General features: G+C 71.0%; 6 protein-coding genes and 2 pseudogenes. 2 read left to right on the top strand and 6 right to left on the bottom strand.

Translation table 11 applies throughout. The features are described from left to right. The 3 genes and pseudogenes from GKQ77_RS10005 to GKQ77_RS10000 all read right to left on the bottom strand — a co-directional run. Positions 1-14,217: non-ribosomal peptide synthetase (locus GKQ77_RS10005; protein ID WP_219688360.1), on the bottom strand; the 14,217-nt coding region annotated here is incomplete at its 3' end. A 438-nt stretch (positions 14,218-14,655) separates the two neighbouring features. Then, positions 14,656-14,898 (bottom strand): annotated as a pseudogene (locus GKQ77_RS33850) (thioredoxin domain-containing protein); the annotation flags it as partial. Positions 14,899-14,984: 86 nt separating this feature from the next. Then, positions 14,985-15,716, bottom strand: a complete 732-nt coding sequence (locus tag GKQ77_RS10000) for an alpha/beta fold hydrolase (RefSeq protein ID WP_219688359.1) — start codon at positions 15,714-15,716, stop codon at positions 14,985-14,987. 157 nt (positions 15,717-15,873) lie between these two features. On the opposite strand from GKQ77_RS10000, the pseudogene GKQ77_RS33845 reads away from it, so the two are divergent. Further along, positions 15,874-16,104 (top strand): annotated as a pseudogene (locus GKQ77_RS33845) (helix-turn-helix domain-containing protein); the annotation flags it as partial. Between the two features lie 204 nt (positions 16,105-16,308). Here the strand turns inward: GKQ77_RS33845 and GKQ77_RS09990 are convergent. After that, positions 16,309-16,725, bottom strand: a complete 417-nt coding sequence (locus GKQ77_RS09990) for a hypothetical protein (protein ID WP_219688358.1) — start codon at positions 16,723-16,725, stop codon at positions 16,309-16,311. Between the two features lie 630 nt (positions 16,726-17,355). Between GKQ77_RS09990 and GKQ77_RS09985 the strand changes: the two genes are divergently transcribed. Then, entirely contained in the window at positions 17,356-17,844 is a 489-nt protein-coding gene (locus GKQ77_RS09985; protein ID WP_308117609.1) for a DUF4231 domain-containing protein, read from the top strand. Between the two features lie 472 nt (positions 17,845-18,316). Here GKQ77_RS09985 and ptlI read toward each other — a convergent pair whose 3' ends face one another. Both ptlI and ptlA read right to left on the bottom strand, forming a co-directional pair. Beyond that, a complete protein-coding gene (gene ptlI / locus GKQ77_RS09980; protein WP_219688357.1) occupies positions 18,317-19,693 on the bottom strand; it encodes a pentalenene oxygenase in 1,377 nt (458 codons plus the stop codon). 55 nt (positions 19,694-19,748) lie between these two features. Next, complete coding sequence (gene ptlA, locus GKQ77_RS09975; protein WP_219688356.1) at positions 19,749-20,759, bottom strand: pentalenene synthase; 1,011 nt, start codon at positions 20,757-20,759, stop codon at positions 19,749-19,751. Positions 20,760-20,820: the final 61 nt, after the last annotated feature.

Genomic DNA, 20,820 nt, shown 5'->3' with positions numbered 1-20,820 from the left:
GGGTGTGAGGGGGAGGCGGTCGAGGGGGACGAGGACGCCGGGGACCATGTAGTCGGGCAGCCGCTCGGCCACGAAGTGCCGCAGCTGGTCGGGGGGCGGCGCGGTGCCGGCCGCGACGGGTACGACGTAGGCGGCCAGCCGCCGGGCACCGTCGGTGCCATGGGGGAGTACGACGGCCTGGTCGACGCCGGGATGGGCGGTCAGGCAGGCCTCGATCTCGCCGGGCTCGACACGGAAGCCGCGGATCTTCACCTGGGCGTCGCCGCGGCCCGCGTACTCCAGGACCCCCTGGTCGTTCCAGCGGGCCAGGTCGCCGGTGCGGTACATGCGCGCGCCCGGTCCCGGAGCGTACGGGTCGGCCACGAACCGCTCCGCCGTCAGACCCGCCCGCCCGTGGTAGCCGCGGCCGATGTTGCCCGCGACGTACAGGTCACCGACCACGCCCACCGGCAGCGGTTCGAGGGCCGGGCCGAGGACGTAGCAGCGCATGTTTCCGAGCGGGACACCGATCGGGGCGCTCGCCGTGGGCTCCTCGTCCGGTGCCAGGGCGTGGGTGGTGGCGTAGAACGACTCGGTCTGGCCGTAGGCGTTGACGACGCGGATGCCGGGCAGGGTGTCGCGCACGCGGCGCACCAGGGACGCGGGCAGCGCCTCACCGGCGAACACCACCGTGTCGGCGGCGATGCGGCCGCCGGCCCGGTCGAGGAGCTCGGCGAAGACCGAGGGCACACTGGAGATGACCCCGCCGCGCCAGCCGTCGCGCTCGCCGAGGACGAGCACATCGCGGACGACCTCGACGGTGCCGCCGTGGGCGAGGGTGGTGACCATCTCGAACACGGAGACGTCGAAGTTGACCGAGGTGCCCGCGAGCGTGCGGGTGCCCGCCGTGATGCCGGTGCGCTCGGCGAGCCGGAGCACACCGCCCACGACGCCCTCGTGGGTGACGGTGACGCCCTTGGGCACGCCGGTCGAGCCCGATGTGTACATCACGTAGGCCGCGTTGGCACCGCTCAGCTCCCGCTCCGCGCGCGCGGCCTCGGCACCGGTCGGCGCCAAGGTGTCCAGCAGGAGGCGGGGCAGCTCGGTGCGCGGCAGGGAGCCGAGGCGCTCCGTGTCGGTGAGCAGCAGCACCGGCCGCGCGTCGGCCAGGATGTGCGCCAGGCGCGCGCCCGGGTAGCGCGGGTCGACCGGCAGATAGGCGCCGCCGGCCTTGAGCACGGCGAGCAGGGCGACCACCAGATCCGCCGAGCGGGGCAGCGACACGGCGACGACGGTCTCTGGGCCGACCCCGCGCGCGATCAGCTCCCGGGCGAGCCGGTCGGCGCGCCCGTCCAGCTCCCGGTAGGTCAGCGTACGGGCGCCGTGCTCCACGGCGGTCGCGTCCGGGGTGCGGGCCGCCTGCCGCTCGATGAGGCCGGGCACGGTCACGCCAGGGAGGGGCACCCCGGTGTCGTTGAATTGGCGCAGCACCCTGTCCCGCTCGGCAGGGCCGAGCACGGCCGTCCGCCCGACCAGGACGCCGGGGTCGTCGGCGAGTTGCGCGAGGATCCGCTGGAGGCTGTCCGCGATCCGCTGGACCGTGCCGCGGTCGAGGACGTCCTGCCGGTGCTCCAGTGTCAGGCGCAGGTGCGGGGCGAGGGCGGCGTTCAGGGTCAGTGGGTAGTGGGTGGTGGTCAGCGGGCGCAGGCCGGTGATCTCGATGCCCGCGGTGGCGTGCGCGTCGGTGAGACCGATCCGGTCCACGGGATACGAGTCGAAGGCCACGAGCGTGTCGAACAGGACGCTCGTGCCGGTGGCCCGGTGGACGCCGGGCAGGCCGTAATGGTGGTGATCGAGGAGCCGGGCCTGGCGGTGCTGCAGATCGGTGAGGAGCTGGGCGACGGTGGTGCCGGGGGCGCAGCGCACCCGGACCGGGATGGTGTTGGCGAACAGGCCGACCATCGTGTCCACCTCCGGCACTCCGGCCGGGCGTCCTGAGACCGTCGCGCCGAACACCACGTCCTGCCGTCCGGTGCGGCCGGCGAGCAGCATTCCCCAGGCGCCCTGCACCAGGGTGTTGAGGGTGATCCCGAGCCTGGCCGCCTGCCGGGACAGCGCGTCGGCGGTGTCCGGGCCGAGCGGCACCTCGACGTGCCCGTAGCGGGCGGCTGCCGGTGCGGTCTTCTCGGCCGTAGCGGTGCCGGGCGCGGCCAGCAGCGTCGGCCCGTCCACGCCGTCGAGCTCCGCGGCCCAGGCGCGGGCAGCCGCCTCCTCGTCCTGCTGGGACAGCCAGCGCAGGAAGTCCCGGTATTCGGGCGCCCGCCGCAGTCCGGAGGCGTCCCCCGCGGAGCCGTAAAGGCGCAGCAGGTCCTCGATGAGGAGCGGGAACGACCAGCCGTCGAACAGCAGATGGTGTGCCGTCAGGACGAGTTCCGACCGGTCCTGGCCCAGGCTCACCAGGCCAAGGCGCAGGAGCGGCGGGACGGCCGGGTCGAAGCGGCTCTCCCGTTCCGCCGCCGCGAACCGCTCGACGGCCGCGGCCCGCCCGGCCTCGTCCAGGCCGGTCGCATCGGCGTGCCGCCAGGGCAGCTCCACGTCGTGGGCCACCAGCTGCACCGGGTCCCCGGCCGTGCCGGGCACGAAGGCGGCCCGCAGATTGGGGTACCGGTCGAGGAGCGCCTGCCCTGCCGTACGCATCCGTGCCGGATCCACGGGGCCGCGCAGGTGAAGGACCAGCTGCATCTGATAGGCGTCGAAGGACGCGTCGGCGAGGAGCGCGTGGAAGAGGAAGCCGGACTGCAGGGGGGTCAGCGGCCACACCTCCGCGAGACCGGGGCACTGCCGCCCCCACTGCTCGATCTCGCGCTGCCCCGCCGCCACCAGCGGCACATCCGACGGAGTGAGCCCGCCCGCGCCGGGAGCGACGGCGTGCCGGGCCAGGCCCTCCATGGCCGCACACCACTCCTCGGCCAGCCGCTGCGCCTCCTCGCGCGGGAGTACACCGGCGGGAAAGCTCCACTCGGCCTCCAGCCGCGGCCCCTCGGCGGTGTCGGCCGCGAGCGCCTCGATGTGCAGCGGGGCCAGCGCGGGCATGCCGTTCGCCGGTGTCGTCAGCCCCGAGCCGGCGGTGATGTCGTGGAAGCCGAGGCCGCGCAGGTGCTCGGGCATGTCGGCGGCGGAGAAGCGGCCGTGGTAGTTGAGTTCGATCTGCGGCGCGGGATACCGCCGCAGTTCCGCGGCGGTATCCGGGTTCAGATGCCGCAGCAGCCCGAAGCCGATGCCGTGGTCCGGTAGGGCGAGGAGCTGTTCCTTGACGGACTTGAGGAGATCTCCCGCGGCCGGCCCGCCGGCGCGCACCTCGTCGAGATCGCACCCCGTCAGGTCGAGGCGTACGGGGAACAGGCTGGTGAACCAGCCGACCGTACGCGACAGATCTGCCCCGGGCACGATGTTCTCCTCGCGGCCGTGCCCCTCGACCCCGAGCAGCACGGACGGCAGCGGCGGCTCGCCTGTTCCGCGCGCCGCCCGCCTGCGGGCGACAGCCACCGCGAGGGCCGCGAGCAGCCCGTCCCGGGGGCCGCAGCGGAACGCCGCGGGCAGCGCGGTGAGGAGCGCGTCGGTGACCGGTGCCGAAAGCCGCACGCATACGGTGTCCACGGTGTCCATCCGGTCCACCGCGGGGTCGAGCCGCCGGGTGCCGAGCACCGGGTCAGGACCGTCCAGGACGGAGTGCCACAGCGGCAGTTCCCGGGTTCTGGCCTCGTCGGCCGCCTCCGCCTCGAGCGCGTGCGCCCAGCGTCGCGCGGAGGTCGTCACCGCCGCGAGGGCCGGGGGCGCGTCCGCGTGGATTGCGGACCAGGCAGCGGCGAGATCCGGCAGCAGGATGCGCCAGGACACCCCGTCCACCACCAGATGGTGGAGTACGAGGAGGAGCCGGCCCGCGCCGCCACCGGGCGCCGGGTCGAACCACACGGCTTGGACCATCACCCCGGCCGCGGGGTCCAACCGCCCTGAAGCGGCGTCGAGTTCGGCCTGGGCGGCGCGCTGCCACCGGGCGTCCCAGCGGCCGTCGCAGGCGACGCGGCGGAGCAGCGCGGCGGCGTCCACCGAGCCCGCCTTCGCGACCCGCAGGATCCCGTCGCCGGTGGACTCCAGGGAGGAGCGCAGTATGTCGTGGTGGTCGAGGACAGCGGCCAGGGCGGTGGCAAGTCCGGCACCGTCGATGCCGGCAGGCAGCTCGGCCAGCGCGAACATGGCGAACCGCTCCCAGTCGCCGCCGAGTTCGCGGACGTGCCGGGCGATCGGCGGCAGCGGCATGGACCCCACCCCGCCGCCGTCGAACTCCTGCAGCGCCGCGCCCGCCGGGGCACGTGACGCCGCCGCTGCCAGCCTGGCCACCGTGCGCTGCTCGAAGATCTGCCGCGGCGTGATCTCGACACCGTGCGCGCGGGCGCGCGAGACCACCTGGATGGAGCGGATGCTGTCGCCGCCGACGGCGAAGAAGTCATCGTCGCCGCCGATCCGCTCCACTCCCAGCACCTCCGCGTATGCGGCGGCCAGGATGCGCTCGGCCTCGGTGCGTGGAGCCCGGTACGCGCCGCCGGTGAACCGCGGCGCGGGCAGCGCTGCGCGGTCCAGCTTGCCGTTCGGGTTCAGGGGCAGCTCGTCCAGGAGGACGAACGTGGCGGGGACCATGAAGTCGGGCAGCCGCGCTGCGGCGAAACGGCGTAGTTCGCCGGTGGAGACTCCGGCGGTGATGTCGAGGTCCCCGGTCCCGGCCGGCTGCGTGGCCGCGGGCACCACGTAGCCCACCAGCTGCGCGGCCCCGCGGTTCTCGGCTACGACCACGACCGCCTGGGCGATGCCGGGGTGTTCGGCGAGCACCGCCTCGACCTCGCCCGGCTCGATGCGCAGGCCGTGCAGTTTGACCTGGTCGTCGGTGCGGCCGAGGTATTCCAGTTGGCCGTCGGTGCCTCGGCGGACGATGTCGCCGGTGCGGTACATGCGGCGGCCGGGCGGGCCGTAGGGGTCGGGGAGGAAGCGTTCGGCGGTGAGTGCGGGCTGGTTGAGGTAGCCGCGGGCCAGGCTGGGCCCGGCGATGTAGAGCTCACCCGGTGTGCCGGGCGGCACCGGGATGAGGCGGTGGTCCAGGACGCGGACCCGGTTGTCGGCCACGGCGGTGCCGATCGGGACGTGGCCGGAGGTGAGCGGGGCGCTGATGCTGCCGCACACCGTCGTCTCGGCGGGCCCGTAACCATTGATGAAGCGGCGGCCCGGCGCCGCCCACCGCGCGGGGAGTCCTGGTGGGCACGCTTCACCGCCCACGGTCAGCACGCGCAGGTCGGTCAGGGTGTGCGGGGCTTCCGGGGGGAGTGTTGCGGCGACGCTGGGTGGCAGCGTCACGTGGGTGATGTGCCGCTGGGCGAGGGTGCGGTAGAGGTCGTCGCCGATGAGGCGGCGCTGACTTGGTACGACCAGTGCGGCTCCGATGGTCAGGGTCTGCACCAGCTCCCAGAATGCCGCGTCGAAGCTGGGTGAGGCCACCTGCAGGACGCGGGAGTCGGTGTCCAGCGCCATTCGTTCGCGGGTGGTGGCGCTGAGCGCGGCCAGACCGGCGTGCGTGACCGTCACGCCCTTGGGGCGACCGGTCGAGCCCGACGTGTAGATCACGTACATCGGGTGGGCGGGGGTGAGTTCGGTGTCAGGGTCGTGGTCAGGGCTGTGCGCCCAGGCGTGCCTTATGTGGGCCGTGTCGACCGCGATGACGTGTGTGGCCGGTCCTGTGGGCAGGTGGTGCGCGGATTCGGTGGTGGTCAGGATGGCTGCGGGGGCCGCATCGTCGATCATGTAGGTGATGCGGTCGGCGGGGTACTCCAGGTCGACGGGGAGGTATGCGGCGCCTGCTTTCATGATGCCGAGCGCGATCGCGACCTGTTCCGGGCAGGGGGGCATCGCGGCGCCGACCGGCTGTTCGGGGCCGATGCCCTGGGCGATCAGCCAGTGGGCGATGCGGTTCGCCCGCGCGTTCAGCTCCGCGTAGGTCCAGGTGGTGTGCTCCGACTCGACCGCGAGTGCCTGTGGAGCTGCCCGCACGCGGGCGGCGAACATGTCCGGGAACGTGGCCGGTTCGACTTCTTGGGTGGTTACGGCGCACTCGGCGGCAAGGAGCTCGCCTCGCTCTTTCTGCGTGAGCAGGTCTGCGTCGCTGATGCGGCGGGAGGGGTCGGCGACCGCAGCGGTCAGCAGCCGCTCCCAGCGGGCGATCAGGGTCTCGATGGTGCCGGCGTCGAACAGCTCGGTGGAGTACTCGGCAGCGATGCGGATGCCGGCGGGCCGGTGGTCTTCGAAGGTCTCGTTGAGACTGAAGTAGAGGTCGAAACGGGCGGTTCCGGTGCCGCTGACGTGCTCCTGGACTCGGAGGCCGGGCAGGTCGAAGTGGGCCTGTTCGTTGTTCTGCAGGGCGAGCGCGATCTGGAAAAGCGGGTGGTGGGAGGTGGAGCGCTGAGGGTTGAGCGCCTCGACCAGCGCTTCGAAGGGGACGTCTTGGTGGCTGTAGGCGGCGAGGCTGGTGGTACGTACCTGATCGAGAAGGTCGGTGAAGGTCGGGTCGCCGGAGGTGTCGGTGCGCAGGACGAGCATGTTCACGAAGTGGCCGACGAGATCTTTCAGTCCCTCGTCGGTACGTCCCGCGATGCCGCTGCCGATGGCGATGTCGGTGCCCGTGCCGAGCCGGGTCAGCAAGGCGGCCATGGTGGCCTGCAGCACCATGAACGGTGTGGTGCCGGAGGTGCGGGCCAGGTCGGTCACGCCTTGGTGCAGTACGGGGCTGAGCGTGAAGTGGAGCAGGTCGCCGCTGTGGTCGAGCACGGCGGGACGCGGCCGGTCGCCGGGGAGGGTGACTCGTTCGGGCAGTCCGTCGAGCTGGTCGGTCCAGTAGGTGAGTTGGCGGCTGTAGAGGCTGTCGGGGTCATCGGGGTCGCCGAGGAGTTTTCGCTGCCAGAGGGTGTAGTCGGCGTACTGCAGTGGCAGCGGGGTCCACTGCGGCTGCTCACCCCGGGCGCGCGCGCCGTACGCGGTGGCCAGATCTCGCGCCAGTGGTGCAAGCGACCAGCCGTCGGCCGCGATGTGATGCATCACCAGCACGAGCGTCCACTCGCCCGCCGCCGTCCCGAACAGCTGGGCGTGGAGCGGGATCTCGCGCGCTATGTCGAAGGTGCGCCGGGTGGCCTCGGTCAGGGCGGCGGTGAGCGTGCTGGTCTGCTGCGGAGTCAGGGTGATCCTGGCCTGTTCGGGCTCCAGGATGTCCTGGTACGGCTTGCCACCGATCTCGGGGAACGTGGTGCGCAGGCTCTCGTGGCGCGCCAGCAGATCATTGATCGACGCCTCCAGGACGGACACGTCGAGATCACCGCTCAGCCGCAGCACGAACGGCATGTTGTACGTCGCCGAAGGGCCCTCGAGCTGGTGCAGGAACCACAGGCGCTGCTGGGCGAAAGACAGCGGCAGCCGCTCCGGCCGCTCGGCAGCCCGCGTCAGCGGTGCCGAGTGGTGAGTGCTGGTGCCGGTGTCGAGGTGCGGGGCCAGCGCGGCCACGGTCGGGTGGGCGAACAGGGTGCGCAATTCGATCTCCGCGCCCAGCGTGGTGCGGACGCGGCTGATCAGCTTCGTCGCGAGCAGCGAGTGACCGCCCAGGTCGAAGAAGCCGTCATCGACGCCGACCCGGCCGACGTCGAGGACCTGGGCGAACAGCTCGCACAGCAGCTCCTCCCGCAGCGTGCGCGGAGCACGGCCGGCGTCCCGGGCAGCAAAGTCGGGCGCGGGAAGCGCCCGCCGGTCCAGCTTCCCGTTGGCGGTCAGAGGCAGCTCGTCCAGGAGGACGAACGCGGCGGGGACCATGAAGTCGGGCAGCCGCGCCGCAGCGAAGTGGCGCAGTTCCGCGAGGGCGGGCAGGCCGTCGCCCTCGATGGGCACCACGTAGCCCACCAGGCGCCAGTCGCCGCCCTGCTCATGGCAGACGACGACCGCCTGGGCGATGGCGGGGTGTCCGGCGAGCACCGCCTCGACCTCGCCTGGCTCGATGCGCAGGCCGCGCAGTTTGACCTGGTCGTCGGTGCGGCCGAGGTATTCCAGTTGGCCGTCGGTGCCTCTGCGGACGATGTCGCCGGTGCGGTACATGCGGCGGCCGGGCGGGCCGTACGGGTCGGCGACGAACCGCTCGGCGGTCAGCGCGGGCTGGTTGAGGTAGCCGCGTGCGAGGCTGGGCCCGGCGATATAGAGCTCACCTGGTGTGCCGGGCGGTACCAGGGTGAGGCGATGGTCCAGGACCCGCACCCCGTTGTCCGCCACGGCAGTGCCGATCGGGACATGGTCGGAGGTGAGCGGGGCGCTGATGGTGCCGCACACCGTCGTCTCAGCGGGCCCGTAGGCATTGATCAGACGCCGTCCCGGTGCCCAGTTGGCGGCCAGGCCCGGTGGGCATGCTTCGCCGCCCACGGTCAGGACCCGTAGGCCGGTCAGGGCGTGCGCGCCCTCCTCCGGCAGCGTCGCGACGACACTGGGTGGCAGCATCACGTGGGTGATGTGCCGCTGGGCCAGGGTGCGGTAGAGGTCGTCGCCGACTAGACGGCGCTGGCGCGGCACCACGAGCGTGCCCCCGATGGTCAGGGTCTGCACCAGCTCCCAGAACGCCGCGTCGAAGCTGGGTGAGGCCACTTGCAGGACGCGGGAGTCGGTGTCCAGCGCCATTCGTTCGCGGGTGGTGGCGCTGAGCGCGGCCAGACCGGCATGCGTGACAGTCACGCCCTTGGGGCGACCGGTCGAGCCCGACGTGTAGATCACGTACATCGGGTGGGCCGGTATCAGCTCGGTGCCGGGGTCGTGCTCTGGACTGTGCGCCCAGGCGTGCTGTGTCTCGGCGGTGTCCACCGCGACGACATGCGTGTCCAGGCCCTCGGGCAGCTCGCCCGCCGACTTGGCGGTGGTCAGGATCGCTGCGGGGATGGCGTCGCCGACCATGTAGGCGATGCGGTCGGCGGGGTATTCCAGGTCGACGGGCAGGTATGCGGCGCCTGCTTTCATGATGCCGAGCGCGATCGCCACCTGTTCGGGGCAGCGGGGCATCGCGACGCCGACCGGCTGTTCGGGGCCGATGCCCTGGGCGATCAGCCAGTGGGCGATGCGGTTCGCCCGCGCGTTCAGCTCCGCGTAGGTCCAGGTGGTGTGCTCCGACTCGACCGCGAGTGCCTGTGGAGCTGCCCGCACACGGGCGGCGAACATTTCCGGGAACGTGGCCGGTTCGACCTCCCGGCTCTCCTGGGAATGGTGAGCGACAAAGAGTTCACCACGCTCCTGCTCGGTGAGCAGATCTGCGTCGCTGATGCGGCGGGAGGGGTCGGCGACCGCAGCGGTCAGCAGCCGCTCCCAGCGGGCGATCACGGTCTCGATGGTGCCGGCGTCGAACAGCTCGGTGGAGTATTCGGCAGCGATACGGATGCCGGCGGGCCGGTGGTCTTCGAAGGTCTCCTCGAGACTGAGGAAGATATCGAAGCGGGCCGTGCCGGTGGCGCCCGCGTCAGCCTGCACTCGGAGGCCGGGCAGGTCGAAGTGGGCCTGTTCGTTGTTCTGCAGGGCGAGCGCGATCTGGAAAAGCGGGTGGTGGGAGGCGGATCGTTGCGGGTTGAGCTTCTCCACCAAAGCCTCGAAGGGGATGTCCTGGTGGCTGTAGGCGGCCAGGCTGGACGTGCGCACCTGGTCGAGGAGGTCGGCGAAGGTCGGGTCGCCGGAGGTGTCCGTGCGCAGCACGAGCATGTTCACGAAGTGGCCGATGAGGTCGTTGAGGTGCTCGTCGGTGCGTCCTGCGAGGCCGCTGCCGACAGCGATGTCCGTTCCGGCGCCGAGCCGAGTGAGCAACGCGGCCATCGTGGCCTGCAGCACCATGAAGGGTGTCGCGCCCGAGACCCTGGCCAGTTCGGTCACGCCCCGGTGCAGCTCGGGGCCGAAGGTGACATGGAGCAGGTCGCCGCTGTGGTCGAGCACGGCAGGACGTGGCCGGTCGCCGGGGAGGGTGACTCGTTCGGGCAGTCCGTCGAGCTGGTCGGTCCAGTAGGTGAGTTGGCGGCTGTAGAGGCTGTCGGGGTCATCGGGGTCGCCGAGGAGTTTTCGCTGCCAGAGGGTGTAATCGGCGTACTGCAGTGGCAGCGGCGTCCACTGCGGCTGCTCACCCCGGGCGCGCGCGCCGTACGCGGCGGCCAGGTCCCGGGCCAGTGGTGCCAGCGACCAGCCGTCGGCCGCGATGTGATGGATCACCAGGACCAGCACCCACTCGCGCGGCGCCGTGGTGAACAGCCGGGAGTGGACCGGAATCTCGGTCGCCAGATCGAAGGTGTGCCGGCTGGCCTCGGCCAGCGCATCCCCCGCGGTGGTCTGCTGCGGGACCAGGGTGACAGTGGCCTGCTCGGGATCACGGACGTGCTGGAACGGCTTGCCGTCGACCTCGGGGAACGTGGTGCGCAGGGCCTCGTGGCGGGCCAGGAGGTCATTGACCGCCGCTGCCAGCGCGGATACGTCCAGGTCGCCGCTGAGCCGCAGGACGAACGGCATGTTGTACGTCGCCGAGGGGCCTTCGAGCTGGTGCAGGAACCACAGGCGCTGCTGGGCGAAGGAGAGCGGCAGCCGATCGGGTCGCTCGGCGGCCCGCGTCAGCGGCACCCGGCTGCGGGCGGCGTCGGTGTCGAGGTGCGGAGCGAGAGCCGCCACGGTCGGGTGGGCAAACAGCGTCCGTACGTCGATCTCGGCACCCAGTGTGCCGCGGATCCGGCTGATCAGTTTCGTCGCGAGCAGCGAGTGACCGCCCAGATCGAAGAAGCCGTCATCGACGCCGACCCGGCCGACGTCGAGGACCTGGGCGAACAGCTCGCACAGCAGCTCCTCCCGCAGCGTGCGCGGAGCACGGCCGGCAGCCCCGGAGACGAAGTCCGGCGCAGGCAACGCACGCCGGTTCAGCTTCCCGTTCGCGTTCAGCGGCACTTCGGGGAGCGCCACCACCGCCGACGGGACCATGTAGTCGGGCAGCCGTTCGGCCATGAAGGCCCGCAGCTCGGCGGGGGAGGGCAGGCAGTCGCCCCCGACGGGGACGGCATAACCCACCAGGCGCCGGTCGCCGCCCTGCTCATGGCAGACGACGACCGCCCGCGCCACACTCGGATGCTCACCCAGCACAGCCTGGACTTCGCCGAGCTCGATGCGGAATCCGCGCACTTTGACCTGGTCGTCGGTGCGGCCGTGGAACACCAGCTGGCCGTCGGATCGCCAGGTGACGATGTCGCCGGTGCGGTACATCCGGTGGCCGGGCGCGCCGAACGGGCAGGCCACGAAGCGCCCGGCGGTCAGGCCCGGCCGGCCGAGGTAGCCGCGTGCGAGCGAGTCACCCGCCACGTACAGCTCGCCCGCCACGCCGGTGGGCACCGGGCGCAGCGCGTCGTCCAGGACGTACATCCGGGTGTGGGCGATGGGCCGGCCGATGGGCGGGGTGCGGCCGTCGGCGGTCAGCGAATCGCTGAAGGTCACGATCGCCGTGGTCTCGGTCGGCCCGAAGGCATTGACCATGTCCCGGCCCTCGGACCATCCCGACACCAGGTCCGGCGTGGCCGCGTCGCCGCCCACGGCGAGGGAGACCACGCCCGGCAGCGTGCCGGGCGGCAGCGCTCCGAGGACGGCGGGCGGCAGGAAGACATGGGTCACCCGCTGCTCCGTGAGCGTGTCGATCAGTGGTCGGCCGGGGGCCAGTCGCTCCTGGGGGGCCAGGACCAGTGTGGCGTCCGTCAGCAGCGTCATGCACATCTCGTAGACCGAGACGTCGAAGCTCGGCGAGGCGAACTGCAGCACACGGCTGGCGGCGGTCAGCCCGAGCCGGGAGCGCTGCGTCTCGACCAGACCGGCCACCCCGAGATGGGTGACGGCCACGCCCTTCGGCCGGCCGGTCGAACCCGACGTGTAGATCACATACGCGGCGCGTTCGACGGCCAATGGCCCGCCGTCCCGCTCCTCATCGGTCACGGGGGCGCCATCGAGCCGTGTCAGCCCCTCGGCGGTGACGGGGTCGTCCGGCTGCAGCAGGGGCACGGCCAGGTCGGGCAGGTTGGGCGCGGTAGCGGAGTCCGCGAGGACGAGGCGGGCAGCGGAGTCCGCGAGCATGTACGCGATCCGGTCCGCCGGGAGGGCGGCGTCGACCGGCAGATAGATGCCGCCGGCCTTCAGCACGGCCAGATAGGCCACCACCAGGTCGGGCGAGCGCCGCATGGACACCGCCACCACCGTCTCCGCCCGCACGCCGCGCCGGATCAGCTCGCGCGCGAGCCGGTTCGCGCGCGCGTCGAGGTCCCGGTACGTCAGCGACGCGTCGCCGCATACGAGGGTCACCGCGTCGGGTGTCGCGGCGGCCCGCCGCTCGAAGAGCGCGGGGAAGGTACCGGCCTCGACCGGTACGGCCGTGTCGTTGTGCCCGGTCAGGAGCTGTTCGCGCTCTTCGGGGCTGAGCAGATCCAGACGGCCGACGAGCGCGCCGGGGTCCGCGGCGATCTGCTCGGCGATGCGTGCGAGTCGCTGGGCGACGGCTTCCGCGGCGTCGCGGTCGAAGAGGTGACGCTGGTACTGCACGGTCACCCGAAGCCGGGGGGCGGCGGTGACGGTCACCGTGAGCGGGTAGTGGGTGCCGGCGGACGAACGGAGACCGGTGATCTGAATGGCGGTGCCGTCATCGGCGCGGCGCCTTGCTCCTTCGTATCCATCGTAGGACTCGGTCGTCACCAGGGTGTCGAACAGGACGTTCGTGCCGGTGGCCCGGTGGATGTCCGCGAGGCCGCAGTAGTGGTCGCGGAGCGCCGTCTGCCGCTCCCGCATTCCGCGCAGCAGGTCGGCCACGGTGTCCGTGGGCGCGAGCCGGACCCGTACCGGAAGGGTATTGACGAAGAGCCCGGCCATCGAGGCCACTTGGGGCACCGCTGCCGGCCGCCCGGACACGGTCGTGCCGAACACCACATCCCGCTGCCCGGCCAGCGCCCCGAGCAGCAGTGCCCACGCCCCCTGCACCACGGTGTCCAGGGAGACCCCCGATGCGGCGGCCAGCCCCGCCAGGTCACGCGCCGTATCGCTGCTCAGCGGCACCACGGCTTCGCCGACCCCCGAGGCCTTCCGGCCGGCCGCCGAGGAATCGGTTCCGGTAACGGGAGCAAGGAGCGTCGGCTCCTCGGCTCCCGACAGCTCCTCGGCCCACACCCGGGCCGCCGCCTGCCGGTCCTGTCCGGACAACCACACGAGGAAGTCTCGGAATTCCGGCACGCGCGGAAGCGCCGCGGCGTCACCGCGGGACTCGTAAAGGCACAGCAGATCCTGCACGAGGAGCGGTAACGACGCGCTGTCGAAAAGAACATGATGGGCCGTCAGTACGAGTGCGAACCGCTCGGCTGCCACCTTGACCAGCGCCATCCGCAGCGCGGGCGGCACCGTCACATCGAAGTGGTCCCGGAGGTCCTCGGCCAGGAAGGCCTCGAGCGCCGCATCCGGCCCGGCGTCCGCCGGCCCCCGCCCGGTCAGATCCAGCTCGCACCACGGCAGCTCGATCCCGTCGACGACCACCTGCACCGATTCCCCGTCTGCTCCCGCCACGAAGGCCGTTCGGAGATTGGCGTGCCGGTCGAGCAGCGCCTGCCCGGCCACCCGCATCCGCGCCCCGTCCACCGGTCCGCGCAGATGGAGGACGAACTGCATCTGGTAGGCATCCCGCGAGGCGTCGTCCAGGTACGTATGGAAGAGCAGCCCCGACTGCAACGGGGTCAGCGGCCACACCTCGGCGAACCCGGGATAGCTCCGCTCCCACATCTCGACCTCGCGCCGGCCCACCAGCGCCAACAACACCCGTACCGCCCCCGCCGGCCGGCCGGGCTCGGCCACGACCTGCCGTATGACCCGCACGAACCGCTCGGCGAGTGCGGGGTGCGCGGTCAGTGGGCCGCGCGGCCGGGAGGGGCGGTCCTGCGAATCCACCGCGCGGGCGGCCCGGTCGCGTACCCGCGTCACCACGTCGGCGAACGATGGATCGTCACCCGGCAGGCCGTCGCCCCGGCCGAGCCGGTGGAGCAGTACCTCGTATGCCGCCTGCAATACCACGGGCGCCGTGGTGCCGAGCTCCTTGGCCAACCCTTCGACGGCGCTCAGGAGTTCATGGTCTAGGCCGAACTCCACGGCGTCAAAGGCATGCTCGGACAGGTGCGGCTGACTTGAGAGTAATTGCTCGAACCCAGAGGGTAAATCTGCCACGGAGAACCGCACTCCCATCCGACGGAGGGGTAGGACCGGGTACTTCCTGTGCCTGCGGCGGGCTGGGCAGACTCAGGGGGAGAGCACCGACCGACCATGACATGTGGAACTAACCCGAGCAAGGTATTGCCTATGGGCCGCCGTGAGTTGAGACGGGCGAGGCGGCGATGTCCGCGGACCGGCGCGGCGATGACCGCAGGTCGGCACGGCGGATACGTGTCCGGTCGGCAGGACAGAAGTGGTCTTCCTACAGGGCCCCGTTCTCGAACGAGAGCGGGGCCGACTCGTGCGGTGCCAACGACGGCCGAGGGCAGCGCTGGACGCGCTCAGCTTGCCTTTTTCACCTCGACTGCGTCCTGATGTTGCGGCTCCAGCCGGGTCGCGCCAGATGTTGACCCAGTGCGCCTGTCGGGCGCTACGGCCCAGCCGCATGCGCAGTCGGATGCAGTATTCGCAGCCAGGACGCCAGAAGACGACCGGTCGGCCTACGAGCAGCACAAAGACATGCAGGTTGGCTGCGGCTGCGCCGGGAGTCCCGCTGAGGGTGAGTCCAGTGCCACGCCTACGCCCGCCGCCGTAAAGCCCCGCAGGCGAAGAGGGCGACACGCGTGCTGGAACTGCTGTGAGAAACCCGTTCCGAAGCCGAGGCTTTCGCCTGTGAACGTCCCCGCCTGGACCCGACTCTGGCGCGCTCAGTTGCGAACAGGTAGCTGCCGGGCGAAGCGGCGGACGGCATCGGTAAAGGCATCTGGATCGTCGAAGTTCGCGAGATGTCTTGCCCGCGGGATCAATTCGACTCGGGCGTGCGGATGCGCTCGGGCGAAGTCCATCTCGCCGGACCGGAAGACGGCGTCCTTCTCGCCGTTCAAGATGAGCACGGGAGCCGCCACATGACGCATCGCACCCGCGTCAAAGCGGCCCAGCACTTCGCCCCAGGCGGCTGGCAGGGTGTGGAAGGCGTAGCCAGAGCGGATGGTCGCCTCCACCACCTCGGGAGGATAGAGCCGGCGCAGCAGCCGGTCGTTCCACCGGGCCAGCCGGTCCGCCGGTAGGCGAGGGACGAGTCCGGCGACCCACCGATACGGCGTTGCCCACGGGCCACGAGTTGAGGCGCTGGCCCCAGCAAGAACCAGCCCCCGCAGCTGCTCGGGGCAGCGCCGCGCGAACTCCAGCGAGGCGTATCCGCCGAGCGAGTGCCCGACGATCAGAGCCGGTCCGCTGTCGAGCGAGTCCACCGCGGAAGCGATGATCTCCGTCGCCGCTTTCAGGCTCCAGGGTTGAGCAGAGCGGGCGCCGTGGCCCGGTAGGTCAACAGCGGCTACCTGGAAGTCCTCTTGGAGTGCTGCGAGCTGTGGGCTCCACTGCCCCGCGTTGAACCGCGTCCCGTGTACGAAGATGATGGGCGGTGCATTCGTCGCCGTCATGAGCCCCCCCAGATCAGCACTCTCCTCGGACCGACTCTACCGGCGGGCCATCCCGGCGGTGAGACGCGGAGATGCCGGCCAGCGAGGACACTCAGTCACAATGGGACGCGCAGTTCGAATGCTGTGCGGGGCGGCGCGCGGCCGTCATCCTGTCCGGGTGGCAGAACGAGTACATGTCCGCGAGATCGATGAGGATGAGGGGCGGCGACTGCTGCGGATCATCCGCAGGGGGACCGGGGCGGTGGTGACCTGGCGGCGGGCCCAGATGGTGCTGCTGTCCGCACAGGGCATGCTCGTGGCGAAGATCGCCGAGGTGTCGTTCATCAGCGACGACCGGGTCCGCGATGTGATCCACAACTTCAACACTGACGGCTTCGACTCGCTCTACCTCCGGCCAGACCCCAGCCAGAGGAACTGGTGTGCCTGTGGGCAGCTACCCCCTGTAGGTTCCTGGGCAGGGGCGCCGATGAACCGTGACGGCGTAGCTTTGTGGCGGTGCGCGCGCCCCGCCACTTCACCCACGCCGGATCACCCACGCCGGATCACGCCGTGCGCTCGGTGAGCGTGGTGCGACGCCCACCGGGCTCCGTGTCTAGGGGCAGTAGACCGTGATGTTCGCCGAGTTGCGGACCCACAGGTCACCGCTGTTGCGGTACCCGGTCATCTGCGCCCGGTAGGTCTTCCTCCCCTGGCCGGTGCAGGTGAACGTGGTGATGGCCGACGTGTTGACCGGCTGCCTGACCGACCTTGGCACCTTGTCCGACCAGAAGATGCCGTTCTTGAGCTGGACCTTGATGGTGAAGGCGACGGTGGGGGGAGAGTCGCAGTTGTAGAATCCGCCGACCGCGTCGACGAACCTGCCCTCGCGGGTTTGTGCGTTGAGCCTCACCTTCGTGTCCGGGTCGCAACCTACCGCCTGCACCCCCATGTCGGCGTCGGCCGACGCCGCAGGCGCGACCGCCCATGCCTGGGTAGTGCCGACCGCGACGAGCGCTGTGGCCCCAGCCACAGTCGTTGCCGCACGTGCCCAGCAGGAAGTGCGCATGGTTTTCCTCTTTGTGATCGTTGCTGTTGCCCCGGCCCCGGATCGCGAGTGCAGAATCCGTTTCACGCAGTTCCCCTCGTCAGATCGAACACAACTTGTGCATGGATTTGTCCGCCGGTCGCGCCTCAGATCGGGCAGCGAGCGAATGCTGCCTTTCTTCGGCAACTCCACCACACCACCTCCCGATTCGCGCGGACAACGAGACCCAATCTTGCAAGTCAGGCGTTGTCCGGTGTCGGGGACTGGACGCCGGACAACAATGTCCGGACATCCACATGCTGGTTCAGCGCGATGAACATCCGCGCACTACTCCTCCACGACCCTGTCCGACGCGGCTGGTGGGCGCCGGCTGCCCAGTCTCGAGGTGACGCTGGCCTACGCGACAGCCTGCGATGGCGCTCCCGACGAGTGGAGAGTCCGTTGGCACGCCGTCTCGGCACAATTCAGGCGCGCCTCCATAGTGGCGTTCGCAAGAGCGTTACATCTGACCTGCACTCAACGGCCTCCCACCGTTGAACACAGAGCCACCTACTCAGCGCTGCGCGGTCAAGATCTGGCATCTCACCACGGTCTGCGGCAGGCATTCGGCATCATGTGCGAGTGCGCCCACGGAGACTACGAAGACGACAGCCACCGGCTCCGGAAACGGGCCACGACGCTCTGCTCGCTTACGCCGAGGAGGAGTTGGCCTGGTACGCGGGAACGCGCGACCGAGCCCGGCGGCTCCATCAGCTGACCGAACTGACAGCTCTGCTCACCGGCGCTGCGACTGTGGTCGCCGCCGGGATCCAGGCACCTGCGGCGGTCACGGCGTCCCTGGCCGGAGCGGCTGTGTTCATCGGCGGGTTCCGGCAGGTCTTTCAGCACGTCGACCGCTGGGTTCTGGCCGCAGAGAGTTGGACCAGCCTGCGCGTGGAAGTCCATCGCTACCGGCTCCTCACGGATGAGGACCGCGACCAATCAGCGCGGGAACGACTCCTGCGGAAGATCGAAGAGGTCGCCGCAACTGAGGTCAGAGCGTGGGCTTCAGGCCGTCGCGCGGCCGGAGGAGGAGCCGCGCACCAAGGCCAGATCACTCCGTGAACGCTCAACACGTCGGGTCCGCCAGCCCGCATACCGACGCCCAAGCCATCGGCACCGTCGTCACCCAGGGTCTGTACGGCGATGCCGGCCATAGGAAGACGTCGCGCTGCAGTGCGCCCTGTGCCCCAACTGCCGTACCGGGCCAGCGTCCGTCGGGTCCATGTCGGTGTGCACCCCGACGGTGCCCGAACTGCGCCGGGTGCTCGCGGACGCCCTGGAGGTGGGCGGGCGTCTGCCGCGCGGGGCGGGGGGAGGCCGACCTGATGCTAGTGAGCGCGCTGCGACAGCCTCGCGTGCTGGTACTGGACGAGGCACAGCGCTTTCCGGGGTCGACTTCCGGACCTGGGCGAAGCTGACCTCGCATCTGACCGCCGAGACCTATGGGAAGGGCCGGGCGGCCGGAGCAGGGCGCTTCTCCCGTTCCGGTGCGCACTGACCCGGCTTCGCCGGGCCGGCGCTTCATCGGTGCCCGTCACCGCGCCCCCGGCGTGCGCGCGGTCAGCCGCAGGCGCAGGCGGCGCGGCTGGTACACAGTGGCGAGCGGGACGGGGCGCACGTCGACGCCCGGTTCGCAGGTGACCCGCCACTTGCTGAGGATGGTGGCGAGCGCGAGGGTCGCCTCGGTGCGGGCGTAGAGGTCGCCGATGCACTTGCGGGCGCCGGTGCCGAACGCCATGAACGACTGGCGGGCCTGCGGCGTCACCCGGTCGGGCAGCCAGCGGTCGGGGTCGAACTGGCGCTCCTTGGGGAAGGAGGGCGCGTCGAGCGCGACCGCGGCCGGGCTGAAGACCACCGTGCTCTGCGCGGGCAGCCGCAGCCCCGCGACGTCCAGTTCGGTGGAGGTCAGCCGGGTGAAGAGCCACGCGGGCGGGTAGAGCCGCAGGGTCTCGGTGATGATGCGGTCGGTGAGCTGGAGCCGGGCGACGTCGTCGAACTCCGGTGCCCGGCCCGCTAGGACCTCGTCGATCTCCGCGTACAGCTCCCGCTCGATCCGGGGGTACTTGGAGAGCAGGTAGAAGATCCAGGTGAGGGTCGCCGCCACCGTCTCGGTACCGGCCGCCATCACGGTGATGACCTGGTCGTGGATCTCCCGGTCGCCGAGCCTGCCGCCGTCCTCGTCGCGGGAGTCGAGCAGGGCGGAGAGCAGGTCGTCGTGGTCGGCGCCGTCGCGGCGGTAGTCGTCGATGAGCGTCTGGGTGGTGCGGTGCAGGTAGTCCAGGTTGGCGCGGTAGCGCCGGTTGCCCGGGCCAGGCATCTTGCGTACGACCGCGGGCAGGAACATCTGCCGGAACAGCCCCTTGAGTACGGCGTCGAAGGCCCGCTCCACGCTGTCGGCGAGTTCCTTGCTGACCGGCGTCGAGTACAGCGTGCGGCCCACGGTGCGCAGCGCCATTCCGTACATCTCGGGGAAGGCGTCGACCACCAGGCCCTCGCTCCAGCGTTCCGTGCTCGACTCGATCTCGGCGTGCATGGCCGACGCGTACCGCTTGAGCTGCGGGCGGGTGAACGCCGACTGCATGAGCCTCCTCTGCCGCCGGTGGTCGGCGTAGGGGCAGGTCACCAGGCCGTTGCCGGCGATGTCGCGGGCGCGGTCGTAGAAGATGCCGCCCTTGTCGTACTCGTTGTCGCTGGTCAGGACGTGGCGCAGGAGGGCGGGATGGGTCGGTACGTGGGCCTCGGTGGGACCCAGGCGTATCTTCACCAGGTCGCCGTGCCTGGCCAGCGAGGACATGAACTGCAGCGGACGGCGCATCATCTGCCAGGCGTGTCCGACCAGTGGCACGGCCCCGGGCGCGGTGCCCGCGACGAAGGTCTGCTGCTGCTCGGTCTGGTGGGTCTGCTGGGCCATGGGGTTCTCCTCGGTCTGGCTCGAGATAGACGGACGGGCTGGGGGAGGGGGCCTGTCAGCGGGCGCAGCCGAGTTCTTCGAGGAACCCCTGACGGCCGGCGGCCAGCGCGAACTCGGCGTCGTAGCGTCCCGATGAGCGGTGCCAGTCGTAGGAGCCGCGGATGACGGGGCGCACCGCGTCCAGGCGGTAGCGTTCGACGGCCTCGCGCTCGCCCGCGGTGAGGGAGAAGGCGTCGCAGACCTTGGGCAGAATGCTCTCAAGGAGCAGGAACTCCTCCAGGCGTACGCGCACCTCGTCCTGCATGTGGGCGATGCTGCGGCTCTTGGGCCAGCCGTGCTCGCGCATCAGGATGAGGACCATGTTGTTCCGCTCGCCGCGTGCCTCCTCCTTCTCCAGGGAGGCGATGTCGTTGAGCATGAGGTTGACGTCGACGGCGATCCGCAGCATCGCCGACATCACGGCACTGTCGAAGACCCGCTGCGGCACCTCGAAGTGCCCGGTGGCCTCGGCGAGGTCGACGGTGGGCTGCACGCCGATCGTGTGGCGGCGCATGGCGAGGTATTCCCTCGCGGAGTCGCAGGGGGTGGCGTCGCGGCGGGCGTGCGCCTCGTCGACGTAACCCTGGAAGTAGTTGAGCCAGTGCTGGGCGCTGCGGGCACACCACTCCTTCGACATCCCCTGGCAGCTGCGCCGCCAGACGTCGGCGAAGCCGTGCGCGATGAGGGGAGCGGAGGCGGGCAGCGGCCCCTTAAGCGCGGCGGCGACGGCGTCCGTGAGCTGCTTGGCCTGCACCGGGTCCTCGCCGCGCGGGCCGTCGAAGAGGTCGTCGAAGAGGAAGAACCAGGACATCAGGTCGACACCGAGGTCGAGGTCGGCGCCGCTGGTCGAGGGGTAGAAGCGGGCGGCGAGGTCGGCGTAGCCGCCCTTGCGGTGGCGCTCGGCGGCGGCCTCGCTGTTGATCAGGCCGAAGGAGCGGGGCCAGTCGATGTGCTCGGCCTCGGCGCGGGCGTGGTCGGGGCTGCGGCGACCGGGCAGCGGTATGGAGAAGTCGATGTCCTGGGGCATGGGGGACTCCCTGGGCTGTGGAACAGGGCACGCGAGGGTGCCGGTGGGGTGAGGGGGCACC

Origin of the sequence: Streptomyces anatolicus (assembly GCF_019400875.1) — a bacterium.
Taxonomy (GTDB): domain Bacteria; phylum Actinomycetota; class Actinomycetes; order Streptomycetales; family Streptomycetaceae; genus Streptomyces; species Streptomyces anatolicus.
Note: the sequence above shows the minus strand (reverse complement) of the source record. Positions and strands in the feature narration are given on the sequence as shown.